The sequence below is a fragment of the Arthrobacter sp. Z4-13 genome (assembly GCF_054792705.1).
On the sequence record NZ_CP096458.1, the window covers coordinates 30,347 to 43,616 of the forward strand.

The following is a 13,270-nucleotide window of genomic DNA, read 5'->3' on the forward strand; positions in this document are numbered from 1 at the left end:
CCGGAAGTCTACAAGTTTTTCTGGGAAGGCTTTAAAGCTCAAGCTGACAGACCACTGTGCTTTATGTGCATAAATGAACAGTCATGTTCACTGAATACGCGCGACGTTTTGGACCGGCCAAGAGCCGAAGCACCAGACGCCCCCTTACAGACCTACGAAAGGATCGACGATGACCCTGCCCACAAAAATGGCTGCCGTGCTATTGACAGGCCATGGAGGCCCGGAGAAGCTCGAGTACCGCACCGATGTGCCGGTGCCCCGGCCGGGTGCCGATGAGGTACTGATCCAGGTTGAAGCCGCCGGCATCAATAACACGGACATCAATACGCGTATCGGCTGGTATTCGAAGGCCATCAGTGGGGACACGGACTCGACCGCGACCGAAGGCGTATACAGTGCCGATGCGGACGATGCCTCGTGGTCGGGGGTGCCGCTGGCCTTTCCTCGGATTCAGGGCGGGGACGTGTACGGCACGATAGTGGCCGTTGGAGATGATGTCGATGAGAGCCGACTCGAGGACCGGGTCATCGTACGCAACTTGATGCGCCACTACGTCAATCGGCGACCTTACGAGTGCTGGACGTACGGCAGTGATTGTGACGGCGGGTTCGCCCAGTTCGCCGTGGCTCCGTCCAGCGAGGCATACAAAATTGACTCGGATCTCTCTCCGGTAGAGCTTGGGGCGGTCTCAATTGCCTACTCCACGGCGGAGGGGATGTTGCATCGGGTGCGATTGGGGGCAGAGAAAGTCCTCATCACAGGTGCCTCCGGCGGTGTTGGCCTTGCAGCCGTGCAACTGGCGAAGCTGCGCGGTGCTGAAGTTATCGCGATCTGCTCAACGAGCAAGGCTGATGTCGTGCGCGCTGCCGGTGCGGATCAGGTGATGGACCGTAAAGAGAACCTGCTCGGAGCACTCGGTCCGCGTTCAGTAGACGTGGTGGTGGACGTGGTCGGCGGCGCGGGAGTGCCCGAATTACTAAGCCTGCTGCGCCGCGGTGGCCGATTTGCCATTGCCGGGGCCATTGGCGGTCCCCTCTCTGAGATCGACCTGCGCACCATCTACCTGAACGATCTATCACTGTTTGGCTGCACGTTCCAGGAGGACGAGGTCTTCGAAAATGTGGTGCGCTATATCAACAGTGGTCAGATTCGCCCTGTTGTTTCCCAGACTTACTCCTTAAGCGAGATCCACCGCGCACAGGAGGACTTCATCTCTAAGAAATTTCCCGGCAAGCTCGTGCTCGTGCCACCGCCCGTCGAGTCCTAGCCGCCACACCATCACGCAAGAAGATAAGAATCAGGAGACAAGAATCCGGTGGAAATCACAGAGATCTCGGTCTACGCGCACGACCTTCCGCTAAAAAATGGCCCGTACCGGATGTCGGCGAGATCTTCTCGCTCGACACCACCCTGGTGCGCATCACCACCGACACCGGACTTGTCGGATGGGGTGAGGCTTGCCCGGTGGGTCCCGTTTACGAACAGCACCGCGCCGCCGGCAACCGCGCCGCTCTTGCCAAAATGGCATAAGGACTCATCGGCCCGGATCCGACGAACATCGTGCGGCTCCATCGGCGCATGGACGAACTGCTCAACGGGCACCGTTACGCCAAGGCCGCGATCGACATCGCAGCGCATGACTTGACCGGCCGGCACTACGGCGTCCGTGTCGCGGACTGCTCGGGGGAGCGGAAACCGAATTGATCCCCTCGTATTACGCGTTGGCCGTGGACGAACCGAACATCGTCGCAGAGCGTGCGGCTGAGAAGGCCGCTGAATATCGGCGCCTGCAGCTCAAAGTCGGAGGGCCCCGTCGACCTCGACATCGAGACGATTCGAAAAGTCTGGGAACGCGTGGGAAGTACGGGCATCAGCCTCGCTGCCGACGCGAACCGTGGACTTACGGTCCGTGACGCATTGCGGCTTAGCCGAGAGTGCCCCGACATCCCGTTCATCATGGAGCAGCCTTGCAACACCATGGAAGAGTTGCTCTCGGTGCGTGAGCGCACAAACCACGCAATCTACCTTGATGAGATCACCACCGAAGTCACGAAGGCGGTCGGTGCCGTCACGAAGGGCGATTGCGACGGGCTCGGCCTGAAAGTCACGCGCATAGGCGGCCTACACCCTACCTCAGTCGTCCGCGATGTGTGTGAGGCGTACTCCACCCCGCACACCACAGACGACTCGTGGGGCGGCGACATCATCGCCACAGCCTCGCCCACCTTGGAGCCACCGTACGACCAGCGCCAACGAAGGCGTGTGGATCGCCCAACCCTACATCGAAGGCCACTACGACCCACGCGGCGGCATCACAATCGAAGGCGGCCACATCCGTCTCCCGCAAGGCCCGAGCCTGGGTATTGAGCCACCGGAAACAGTTTTCGACGCACCCGTTGCAGTGTTCGGCTGACATTGATGATGCTGGCGCCGACTCGTTTTCCCATGTGGGGCACCGCCGCCTGGGGTAGGAACAAAGTAGGCCTTGTAGAACTCAGCCTTTTCAAAGAGCTGCGGTTGTTCGCAAGGGAGTTGACCAAAAAATTTCCCCGTCATCAATTACTGCATCTACATAACACCCCTGCAGACATAGCTTGGGCTCACCGGTTCGTGCCGGCCACCGGTGAAAGGATGTAGCCACCCCGTTGCACGCCTTCGTCATTTCGCTGGGCACCTCAGTCCTTCTCCGTCAGCCAGAGTTGAGTACACCCCAACCTGATGTCGGGCGCGCGTGACCAGGGAGGATTGGCCTGTGGCGGGGTTGGTTCAGGACTGTTTTAGGAACCTCTAAAGCTGCAAGCGGTGACGTCGCCAGCCACCCAATCCCACGAGATTCCATCAGGCCCTAGTCTTTGGACTATTTCCATCATTCTCGGTTCGCTGCACTCGTTTTCCTCCTCCGCGGTCCATCACTGGTAGCGCCCGGACTTCCCCAAGTCCGGGCGCTGCCGACCACCTCTGCTTTTTGCGGCTTAGCCGCGAAGGCGGGTCATGCCGGGATCGTAGAGCGGTTCGGCCGTGACAGTTGCCTGGATTCGCTTCCCGAAGTATTGGATTTCGACGGCGTCCCCTTCCGAGACCGCCGACGGCAGATAGGCATAGGCGATGGGTTTGGAGACGGAGTATCCGTAGGCTGCGCTGGTCACGTATCCAACGACTCCTTCCTTATAGTGGACGGGTTCCTTGCCCAGCACAATTGAGCGGCCGTCGTCGATGGTCAGGCAGCGCAGCCGCCGGGTTGAGGTATCTTCTGACCGTCCTTCCAAGGCGGTTTTGCCGACGAAGTTATCTTTGGACATTTTCACGGCGAATCCGAGTCCGGCCTCGCACGGGTCATGTTCCGTGGTCATGTCGGTACCCCACGAGCGGTACCCCTTCTCCAAGCGCAGGGCGCTAAATGCCGCCCGTCCGGCTGCGATGACACCAAATGGCTGGCCGGCCTTCCACAGGACGTCCCAGAGCCGCTGCCCGTTATCGGCCGAGGTGTAGATTTCCCAGCCGAGCTCGCCCACATAAGAGAGCCGCATAGCCGTGACCGGCACGCCTCCGATGCTGGCCTTTTTGGCTCGGAAGTAGCGGAGGCCCTCGTTGGAGAAGTCATCGTCGCTGATGGTGCTGATCAGGTCACGGGCCAGTGGCCCCCAGAGGCCGATGCAGCAGGTGCCTCCGGTGGTGTCGCGGGCCTGGACCCAGGAGGAGGGGTTTCCGGTTGCTGTCTGGTGCCTGGCAGCCCGCGTGAAGTAGCTCAGGTCGATGTTGCCGTTGGCACCCAGCTGGAAGGTGTCTTCGCTAAGGCGGGCTACGGTGATATCGCTGCGAACGCCTCCTGCATGGTCAAGGAGCAGGGTGTAGGTGACGGCGCCGGGTTTTTTGTCCAGGTCTGCGGTGGTCAGCTCCTGCAGTAGTTGCAGCGCTCCCGGGCCGGAGACTTCCAGGCGTTTCAGGGGCGTCATGTCGTACATGGCAACAGCGGTGCGGGTCTTCCATGCCTCGGCGGCTGCGATGGGTGAGCTGAACATCTGGGACCAGGCGTCGCGGGCCGGCGGGAGCCATTGCGTGGGCATTTCCTTCAGCAACGCGGCGTTGGCTTCGAACCAGTAGGGCCGTTCCCAGCCTCCGCCTTCAAGGAAGAATCCTCCCAGCTCCTTCTGGCGGGCATGGAAGGGACTTACCCGCAGGTTCCTTGGGGAAAGACGCGGCTGGAGGGGGTGGAGTACGTCGTAAATTTCCACGAAGTTTTGCTGGGATGTTTCGCTGACGTATTCAGGCGTGAGCTGTACTTCCTCAAAGCGGTTGACGTCGCATTCACCCAGGTCCGTTTCGGATCGGCCGGTGGTCAGCAGCTCAGCCATCGCTCGGGCGACACCTGCGGAATGAGTGACCCAGACCGCTTCGGCAATAAAGAAGCCGTCCAGCTCTGTCGACTCTCCCAGCAGCGGGCCGCCATCAGGGGTGAAGGAGAAGATGCCGTTGAACCCGTCCTCGATTTCGCTGTCGGCCAGGCCGGGGAGGATCTCCTTGGAGGCTTCCCATGCCGGAAGGAAGTCGTCCAGGGTGAAATCAAGGCGTGAGGGCATGCGGTGCTCGCTCATCTCCTCGGCATTGACCTCAGGCAAGCCGTTGACGTCCACCGGCATGGGCCGGTGCGCGTAGGAGCCGATCCCGTACCGTTCGCCGTGTTCGCGGTAGTACAGGTCCTGGTCCTGGTGGCGAAGGATGGGCAGGCCCGCTCCGTTGGGCAGTTCGTTTTTGCCCTTAAGGTCCGGCACCGGAGTGGTCTTGACGTACTGGTGCGCGAGTGGGAGCAGGGGAACGGACATTCCGATCATGGCTCCGAGCTTGGCTCCCCAGAATCCTGCGCAGGAGACGACGATGTCGGCGGGAATGATGCCGTCGGCAGTTTTGACGCCCGTTACGCGGCCGTTGGCATGCTCAATGTCCAGCACGGTGGCGGATCCGATGTAGGTGACGCCGGCCTCCTGGGTCCGCTTGATGAGCAGCTGGACTGCCCTGGCGGCGGAGGCGAGACCGTCACTGGGGATGTGAAGGCCGCCGAGAACGATGTCATCGTTCAGGAGGGGGTAAAGCTCTTTGCATTCGGCCGGAGTCAGGAGCCGACCGTCGATGCCCCAGGCTGCCGCGTAGCCGAGCTTTCTCTTAAGGTCGATCAGGCGGGTTTCAGTGGTGGCTATCTCCAGTCCGCCCACCTGGTTGAAGCAGCTGATTCCGTCCTCGGTGAGGGACAGCAGCTTCTCGACGGTGTATTTGGCGAAGGTGGCCATGGTTTTTGAGGGGTTTGTCTGAAAGACGAGGCCAGGGGCGTGGGACGTTGAACCGCCCGGCAGGTTCAGTGGCCCCTGGTCCAGGACGGTGATGTTGTTCCAGCCGCGGGATACGAGTTCGTCGGCTAAGTTGGTGCCGACGATGCCCGCCCCGATGATGACAATGCGTGACGTAGATGCCATGGGTGCTTCTCCTGCTTAGGTGGGGCGTAGGGTGCTAACGGAAGACGACGGTGCTCGACTGGTCCGGCAGCACGCGGTGTTCACAGTGCCAGCGGACGGCGCGGGAAAGCGCCAGCGCTTCAGCGTCCTGCCCGACCGTGGCCAAGGCCGCGGGGCCGTAGCTGTGGTCAACCCGGATGACTTCCTGTTCGATGATCGGCCCTTCGTCGAGGTCGGCTGTCACATAGTGCGCGGTCGCACCGACCAGCTTTACTCCCCTGTCGTAGGCCTGGTGGTACGGGCGGGCACCCTTGAACCCGGGCAGGAATGAGTGGTGGATGTTGATGGCCTTGCCTTCAAGGGCACGGCAAAGGTCATCGGACAGGACCTGCATGTAGCGTGCAAGGACCACCAGGTCGATGTTGTGCTCGTCCACAAGCTCCAGAAGCCGCCGTTCCGCATCGGCCTTCGTTTCACTGGAAACCGGAATATGGATGAAGGGCAGGCCGGCCGCTTCTGCCATGGGGCGGTGGGTTTCATGATTGGAGACCACCAGAACCAGCTCACCGCCCAGACTGCCGCCGCGCCACCTGAAGATCAGGTCATTGAGGCAATGGCTGAACCTTGACACCATCACGAGGATCCGCTTCTTGGTTTCATCATGGAAGTCGTACTTCATGTCAAAGCGCCGGGCGATGGGGGCGAACTCCTCCGCAAGCATCCCTTGTGTGTAATGCGCCGGGCCGGAGAAGGCGGTGCGCAGGTGCAGGGTTTGGCGCAGACCGTCGTCGAACTGCTGATGTTCTTCAATATTGAAGCCGCGTTCATAAAGGAAGGTGGTCACAGCGTGAACGATTCCGGCCTGTTCGCTACACGACATCGTGAGTACGAACCTTCGGCTCTCAGGTGTTTCGGAGACTGAATCTTCAGTCGTGCTCGTCCGGGAAAGGGCCACGGATTCCATGGTCATGGTAGCTCCCTGCTAGTAGCGAAGATGTGTGGGTTTCGTTCCCTGGGACGGCGGCCGCTGGTTTTTGGCCGGATCCTGCCGGGGCCAGGCTGCGATGCTGCCAGCGGCCGCCGCCGTGCGTGGGTGTTACCGCGCCTTGTTGTGCATCACGTGCTTGGTGCGGGAGTAGTCGTCAAGGGCGTAAGCAGACAGGTCCCGGCCGTATCCGGAGCTCTTGAACCCGCTCCAGGGCATCTCATTGGCGAGGACCAGGTGCGAGTTGACCCAGACGGTTCCTGCTTCCAGCCGGGAGGCCATCTCATGGCCAAGCTGGGGGTTCAGGGTCCAGACGGAGGCGGCGAGTCCGTAGGGTACGTGGTTGGCCCGACGGACTGCTTCCTCTTCACTCGCGAACGTCTCGACGGTTACCACGGGGCCGAAGATCTCTTCCAGTGTGCAGGCAGTGCCCTCGGGGACGTCCACCAGGACGGTAGGTGCAACGAAGTAGCCTCTTCCTTCCAGGGCCCCTCCGCCCAGGGCGGCCTTGGCGCCATCGTTCTTGGCGCGTTCAAGATGTCCGAGCACGCGCTCGAAATGCGCCTTGGAAATCATTGGGCCTATTTCTACGTCGGCTCCCTCGGTGGGTTCCCCGACCACTAACGTGCTCACCTGTTCAACAAGGAGCTTGGCAAAACGCTCTGCAACCGATTCGTGGACCAGCACGCGGCAGCCGGCGCCGCATTCTTGTCCTGAGTTCCAGTAGCCGGCGGCGCGGAGGGACTCGGCGGCTGCAGCCAAATCAGCGTCTGCAAAAATGACCACAGGTGCCTTGCCGCCCAGCTCGAGGTGAACTCGTTTGACCGTTTCCGCGGCGGTCCGGGCCACCGCGCGTCCGCTGTTAACGGAGCCGGTAAGGGCGATCATGTCCACTTTGGGGTGTGCGGCCAGCCGCTCACCAACCACCGGACCAAGACCGGTGACGATATTCAGCACACCTGCCGGCAGCAGGTCTGCGGTCAGCTCGGCGAACTTCAGTGTGGTCAGTGGGGTTTGCTCGGAGGGCTTCAGGACGATGGTGTTGCCTGCGGCAAGGATGGGTGCAATTTTCCAGACAGCCATCAGCAGGGGGTAGTTCCACGGTGTCACGACTCCGACGACTCCCAGCGGTTCCCGGAGAATAATGGACAGGTGGTCCTCGGCATATTCACCGGCGGCGAGCGAGGTTGTGGCGCGGGCGGCGCCAGCCATGAACCTGAATGAATCGATGGAAGAGGCGACGTCGTCCTCCGAGACCATCATCGGCTTGCCGGTGTTCAGTGACTCCAGTCTTGCCAGCAGGTCTGCGTTTTCAGCCAGTCGGTCGGCGATGGCCAGAAGGATCTCCGCGCGCTTCTTAGGCAGGGTCCGTCCCCAGGCTTCTTTTGCCTCCAGTGCTGCAAGAACGGCGGCATCGACGTCGGCGGCGCTGCCCTGCGCTACCTCGCAAATGGTTGCCTCGGTACAGGGGTCCACCACTGGCTGCGTTTCAGCGGTGGACCCTGGCCGGAATTCACCCGCGATGAAGTGCCGGCCAGGCGGCAGCGCGTCGGTAGCGAAGATCGGAGCTGCATCGGTGCTGCGCCGAACCGTGCTGGAGCTCGTTATTGCCGTGGTTGTCATCTTATTTACTCCTGATGGTTGCTGAGATGGTCGGAGGATTGCTTGGAGTCAATGCGTGGGGCTGGGTTGCTGCGGTGCCTGGAGCCCATGATCAGGCGTGCGCGGCCTCTAGCTGGAGTTCGCTCACGAGCTTCCGGATGCGGGCGTCCACGTCAGGGTTGAGGTTCGCAGTGGGCTGTCGGGGGGTGCCGATCGGAAGACCGAGGGCATCCAGGGCCGCCTTCAGCGCGGGCACGTACGGGGCGGAGTAGATGGCGCTGATCAGCGGGTAGATACGGTTCCACTCGGCACGGGCAGCGGCGAAGTCGCCCGCAGTGACGGCCCGTTGGACGGCCACGAGCTCGCGTGGCACGAGGTTGGCGGTACCGGCCATCACCGCAGTTGCCCCTTCGGACAGGGCGGCAAGGACCAAGGTGTCCGCTCCGATGATGGTGGTGATAGTTTCCCCATACTCATGTATCAGCCTGGCAGCCTGGTCCATGTTTCCGCTGGAGTCCTTGACGTACCGGACGTTCTCCACCTCGCGGGCCAGACTGCCCACCGTTTCGGGGTCCAGATTGACACCGGTGGCCTGCGGGTAGTTGTACAGCATCACCGGAAGCTCCACGGATGCAGCCACGGCCCGCAAATAATCGGTAGTTTCCCCCAGTGTGAGCTGTTCGTAGTAGGGGGCGACCACCATGAGGACGTCGGCCCCGCATTCCTGCGCATGGCGCGACAGCCGGATTGCTTCCCCTGTGCTGGTGGCCCCGGTCTGCGCCACTACCGGCACCCGACCGGCCGTATGCTCGACGACGGTCTCCACGACCAGGTGCCGCTCCTCCGTGCTGAGTGCGGCGAACTCGCCGGTGGAACCGCAAGCCACAACCCCATCGACTCCCCCATCGATGGAACGGTCAACAAGGAGACGAAGCCGTGTTTCGTCAATCCCGCCGTCCGCGGTGAAAGGTGTGGCGAGGGCGGTGAGTACGCCGTGGAGCTGCGAGGACATAGGGCTTCCTGTCTGCTGATGATGGACGGGCTCGGTCGATACAAAAGGGCGTAGGGGAATAACTTGGCTTGCCTGCAAAAGGGTGCCCGAAAATATAGAACGATCAAAGGAGATGTTCATTTGGTGAACGCCTTGATCAAGTATTACGGAGCGAAAGTAGTCACACAAGGGCTTTCTAAGAAAAAGTAGACGCTGGAACAAAACTGGTACGCCCCGGAAATACTGCTGAAACAAAGCCACAAATCGGGCGGGATTACTGCTGCACTCAAGGCCGAATTGGTCTAAGCCCTGCGCGCGTGACGGATTTGGCGGCCACGCAGCAAGGCTCAGGGAGAGTGCGGAAAACTGGCTTGGGTATTCCAAACCTGGGCTTACTACTTCGAAGAAAACCCTCACGGAAAGGCTGGCAGTATCTGCCTTGTCCGCTGTATTGCGGCGGTAATACAGGACAGCGGGGGAACTGCTTCAACGCGCCGACATCGCCGTTTGGTAAGCAGTCCAATGCCCACGACCACGAGATGAGCCTTGATGCGGACCACATACACCAGTGCCTCTCCCACGATGAGGTTAAGGCCTCCCCTCCGGCGTACCCGTTGGTCGCGGCCGACGCGCGGACACTTGAGTACGCGCGGATATCGCCGCAGGGAAAGGGTGCGCCAGACGAACGTGCTCGTCTTGGCGCTTCGCAGGGTTAGCAGACACAGCCCTAAACGTGCGGCGCCGTCACGAGGCAGGAAGCACCTGGCCCGTGTTAAACAAATGTTCGCTCAACACGGAGCAGGCTTATAAACGTTCCTTCAGTGGGAATAAACTGCCGCCGCCTCTGTGAGGGTCTAGCCCTTGGTTTCCGGAGTCAACCACTGGGATAGTCCTGCCCCGATGAGGGCTCCACGAGGAACTTATCGCCCCATTTCGGCGGTTTCAGACGGTGGGCACTTTTTCCGGCGGGTCCTGATCCTGTTGCCGGGCGACTGGCGCAGTCCCAACTCGGCCGCTCGGTGCGCATCGCGGTCCAGCGCGGACAGGTCACTGGCGGCTTTTTCTCTCTTCCAGCCCCTCTGCCCCCAGCTCCCGGTAGCGGCGGGACCAGCATGCTGCGGTCGGAACAGAAACATTAATCCTTCCGCGGCGCGGCAGAGGCCAGCCATCAACCACGATGCAGCAGGCCAACCACACGCGCCCCGCATGAGCTAAGAATGCGTTACGGTGACACGAGGACCTCCTGGTTTGTGTTGGCTTTCGACAGGCACCACACAACAGCTGGAGGTCCTCTCATTGCCCTATATCAATCGCCGTGTCGCTAACCTGCCGGACATACATCTAGGGCGGATTGTGAAACCCTCGAGCCTCGGGCGCGGAGGCAAACCTGGCTTAGTCGGCGTCATAGGTATTAGCGATGTAGACGTCACAAGGCGCGTTGTGGGCTACGCTGTTGGCTACGCTGCCCAAGACCCGGCCGATGCCATGCATTCGGCGATTACCGACGACGATGATGCGGGCATCTACACGTACAGCTTCCCTAATGATGGCGTCGGCAGGCCTGCCGCGGACAGCGGCGTGGGTTGCCTTATTGTCACCGCTCAGAGACTCTGCCACCGTTCGAGCTACATGTTCGGCAGCATCGGAATCAGAGACTACCCACTGATCGCTTCCGCTACCGAAAACTTCGGTACGGTCACTATCGAAGGCTGAGACCACGTGAAGTGAGGCACCCAGAGCATCTGCGAGATCGCGAGCGGATTCTGCAGCTTTCAGGGCAGTGTTGCTGCCGTCCACTCCTACTACAATTATCCCGCTCATGTAATTTCCTTTGATTGATGAGACATTACCGGGTCTCGGTGGTGGCATTGGTGCACTGGGATCAGAGCACAGGCCCTTGCCTTTTGGCAGCCGCGGAGGGCCGGGATTGCTAAAGGTAAGGGCGGTGGATCAGTGAGCGTCCACCCGCTCCTGCGAGGGGCGGTTTGGGGTGAGCAGCATGGTTGCTGTGTCGATGTGCTCATTCATGTCCTGCCCATCAGCCAAGGCCGTTGCCTCGCGGCGGGTTGACACGACCGGTACCGAACCGAGGAGCGGCCGTGAAGCAGACTCGCGCATCTTCAGCAGTGCAAAAAGGGCGACGACGGAGAAGAACATGATGTAGAACGCCGGTGCGTAGGGGTTTCCGGTGACCTCGACGAGGATCTGGCTCACCAGGGGGGTGGTGCCACCAAAGATAGAGATGGAGAGGTTGTGCGTAACGCCTACACAGCCAAAGCGCGAGGCTGTGGGGAACAATTCGGACATTACTGCACCTGTCAGTGCGAGGAAGCAGGCGCTGGGCAGCGATACAAGGAACAACGCCAGGTACAGCGACCACGGCGTCCCTACTTGCATCAGGGAGAATGCCGGCAGCAGCAGGACAAGGTTGCCGATGGTCGCCATGGCGTAGATGGGTCGACGACCAATCCGGTCCGATAGGCGGGCCACGAGTGGAATCATGACAGCCAACAGCACCAGCACGACCACGGCGGCGATGGCGGTATGCACGGCATCTGAGCCCACTTCCGTTTCCAGGTAAGTGGGCATGTAGCTCGTGAGCATGTAAGCCGATGTGCCGTCAGCCGCGACGAGTGCACAGCCGAGCAGAATCTGGGGCCAGTAGTGTTTCATGATGTTTGGCAGATTGTGCCTGACGAACATGGGGCTGATGTCTTCACGCTCGGACTTTTCGTGGGCGACTTCAAAGCTGGGTGATTCCGGAATGCGGCGGCGCAGTGAGATGGCCAGAATGCCCAGGGGCAGTGCGATCAGGAAGGGGATGCGCCACCCGCCTTCACGCATTGCTGCCTCGCCCCAGAGTGAGGTCGTAATGGCGGTTGTTGCGGCCACGACGCCAGCACCGGCTGCGAAGCCCAGCATTGATCCGGAGTTCAGGAGCGAGGTCATGAAGCCGCGGCTGCGGTCAGGGGAAAATTCAGCGATGTATGTCGCTGCTCCGGAGTACTCGCCTCCGGTGGAGAAGCCCTGCAGCATTTTCAACAGGTAGAGCGGGATGATGACCCATAGCCCGACCTGACCGGCGGTAGGCAGCAGCCCGATGAGGGTGGTGCCTGCGGCCATGAGGGCCATCGTGAAGAAGAGCACCTTGCGGCGTCCGATCTTGTCGCCCAGCGGGCCCAGGATCATTCCGCCGAGGGGCCGGACCACGAAGGAGACGGCGAAGCCCAGAAGCGTGACGAGCAGCCCCATCCTTTCGTCCATGCCCTCGGTGAACACGGAGGTCATGGTGACCGCGAGGTATCCGTAGATACCTATGTCGTACCACTCGATGAAGTTGCCGACTCCGGCCCCGACCTGAGCTTTGCGGAGTTCGCCTTTGTCGACGACGATGCAGTCATCTGCCTTCAGGCGACGCGTCGTCCCCGACAGGGCCGGAGGTTGTTTTCTCGGATTGTGGGACATCGTTGTCTTTCTGTCGTGATGGGACGCACCGGTCATCACTTGGACGTTCTAACCGTGCCGATGACAGGTGCGTGCGGCTTGGCTGCGCCAGGCCTGCAGAGCTCGCGGCTGCGAATGTTCCGCATACGTTCACTGACTGAACGAAGCATCTAGTTGTTGAACACCAAGGGTAGAGTGGTGCAGGACACACGGTCAAGTTTTATGAGCTCCCCTGGGCTGCCCTCGAGCCAACCCGGCCTTTCCAGAAGGCCCCCGGAGCACTCCCCGCTTCATCACCTCGTTCAGCCGCTGCCTTCAACAGGCGGCCCGGCTCAGGTTCCAGGGGGTTGCGCCATTGGCCACGCTGCCGCGCCCGCGCACCTAGAGGCCATTGCCGCCTTGCGCTCGGATGTGACTCATGGCATAATCGTTCCTACGTTCAGTAAATGAACGTGCTGTTCAATTTACAAGTCAATGTCCGCCCAGATTGCTTCAGAGAGGAAGCCATCATGACCATCACGCACGGCGTTTTGTCACTTTCTTTTGTCCGCAATCGCGGCCAGCGCGTCACGTCCCCGGTCACTTACCCTGACGCGGCGCCGGCAGCTCCTGCAGCCACGGGCGGCCTTACGTGCTCTCCCTGGGAGGGCCTTTACCTGGAGAATGCGGAGGCGCACGACTTTCAGGAGTCTCCGGTTCCTAATCCGGAGCTGGAGCGCTTTCTGTACACCCTTATGTACGGTGAATAACGTCGGCGGGGAGGGCTGTCTGGTGGTCGACAGCAGCTGCGAAACCTTCCCTGGG

8 protein-coding genes and 1 pseudogene are annotated in these 13,270 nt (G+C 61.1%); 3 read left to right on the forward strand and 6 right to left on the reverse strand.

Annotated features, from left to right (window positions below):
- The first annotated feature begins 169 nt into the window (after window positions 1-169).
- Complete coding sequence (locus tag M1E07_RS00115; protein ID WP_461186686.1) at window positions 170-1,267, forward strand: alcohol dehydrogenase family protein; 1,098 nt, start codon at window positions 170-172, stop codon at window positions 1,265-1,267.
- Between the two features lie 48 nt (window positions 1,268-1,315).
- Window positions 1,316-2,413, forward strand: a pseudogene (locus M1E07_RS00120) (mandelate racemase/muconate lactonizing enzyme family protein).
- Between the two features lie 559 nt (window positions 2,414-2,972).
- Here M1E07_RS00120 and M1E07_RS00125 read toward each other — a convergent pair.
- The 6 genes from M1E07_RS00125 to M1E07_RS00150 all read right to left on the reverse strand — a co-directional run bounded on the left by M1E07_RS00125 (window position 2,973) and on the right by M1E07_RS00150 (window position 12,487).
- Window positions 2,973-5,465 (reverse strand): GcvT family protein, encoded by a 2,493-nt coding sequence (locus M1E07_RS00125; RefSeq protein WP_461186687.1) that lies wholly within the window; start codon window positions 5,463-5,465, stop codon window positions 2,973-2,975.
- A 34-nt stretch (window positions 5,466-5,499) separates the two neighbouring features.
- Window positions 5,500-6,324, reverse strand: a complete 825-nt coding sequence (purU, locus tag M1E07_RS00130; RefSeq protein ID WP_461186688.1) for a formyltetrahydrofolate deformylase — start codon at window positions 6,322-6,324, stop codon at window positions 5,500-5,502.
- A gap of 216 nt (window positions 6,325-6,540) precedes the next feature.
- Window positions 6,541-8,052, reverse strand: a complete 1,512-nt coding sequence (locus M1E07_RS00135) for an aminobutyraldehyde dehydrogenase (RefSeq protein WP_461186689.1) — start codon at window positions 8,050-8,052, stop codon at window positions 6,541-6,543.
- Between the two features lie 91 nt (window positions 8,053-8,143).
- Window positions 8,144-9,043 carry a 4-hydroxy-tetrahydrodipicolinate synthase gene (dapA, locus tag M1E07_RS00140; RefSeq protein WP_461186690.1) on the reverse strand — a complete coding sequence of 300 codons (900 nt, stop codon included), beginning with the start codon at window positions 9,041-9,043 and terminating at the stop codon, window positions 8,144-8,146.
- A 1,371-nt stretch (window positions 9,044-10,414) separates the two neighbouring features.
- Window positions 10,415-10,843, reverse strand: coding sequence for a universal stress protein (locus M1E07_RS00145; RefSeq protein ID WP_461186691.1), 429 nt, complete (start codon window positions 10,841-10,843; stop codon window positions 10,415-10,417).
- Between the two features lie 129 nt (window positions 10,844-10,972).
- A complete protein-coding gene (locus M1E07_RS00150; protein ID WP_461186692.1) occupies window positions 10,973-12,487 on the reverse strand; it encodes an MFS transporter in 1,515 nt (504 codons plus the stop codon).
- Window positions 12,488-12,912: 425 nt separating this feature from the next.
- On the opposite strand from M1E07_RS00150, the gene M1E07_RS00155 reads away from it, so the two are divergent.
- On the forward strand, window positions 12,913-13,215 hold the full coding sequence (locus M1E07_RS00155; RefSeq protein WP_461186693.1) for a hypothetical protein: 303 nt from the start codon (window positions 12,913-12,915) through the stop codon (window positions 13,213-13,215).
- Window positions 13,216-13,270 lie beyond the last annotated feature (55 nt).

Bases quoted from the DNA above. Each gene is read 5' to 3' on its own strand.
- dapA (WP_461186690.1), bottom strand. From the start codon at position 9,043: ATGTCCTCGCAGCTCCACGGCGTACTCACCGCCCTCGCCACACCTTTC.
- purU (WP_461186688.1), bottom strand. From the start codon at position 6,324: ATGTCGTGTAGCGAACAGGCCGGAATCGTTCACGCTGTGACCACCTTC.
- M1E07_RS00125 (WP_461186687.1), bottom strand. From the start codon at position 5,465: ATGGCATCTACGTCACGCATTGTCATCATCGGGGCGGGCATCGTCGGC.
- M1E07_RS00145 (WP_461186691.1), bottom strand. From the start codon at position 10,843: ATGAGCGGGATAATTGTAGTAGGAGTGGACGGCAGCAACACTGCCCTG.
- M1E07_RS00155 (WP_461186693.1), top strand. From the start codon at position 12,913: ATGAACGTGCTGTTCAATTTACAAGTCAATGTCCGCCCAGATTGCTTC.
- M1E07_RS00115 (WP_461186686.1), top strand. From the start codon at position 170: ATGACCCTGCCCACAAAAATGGCTGCCGTGCTATTGACAGGCCATGGA.
- M1E07_RS00150 (WP_461186692.1), bottom strand. From the start codon at position 12,487: ATGTCCCACAATCCGAGAAAACAACCTCCGGCCCTGTCGGGGACGACG.
- M1E07_RS00135 (WP_461186689.1), bottom strand. From the start codon at position 8,052: ATGACAACCACGGCAATAACGAGCTCCAGCACGGTTCGGCGCAGCACC.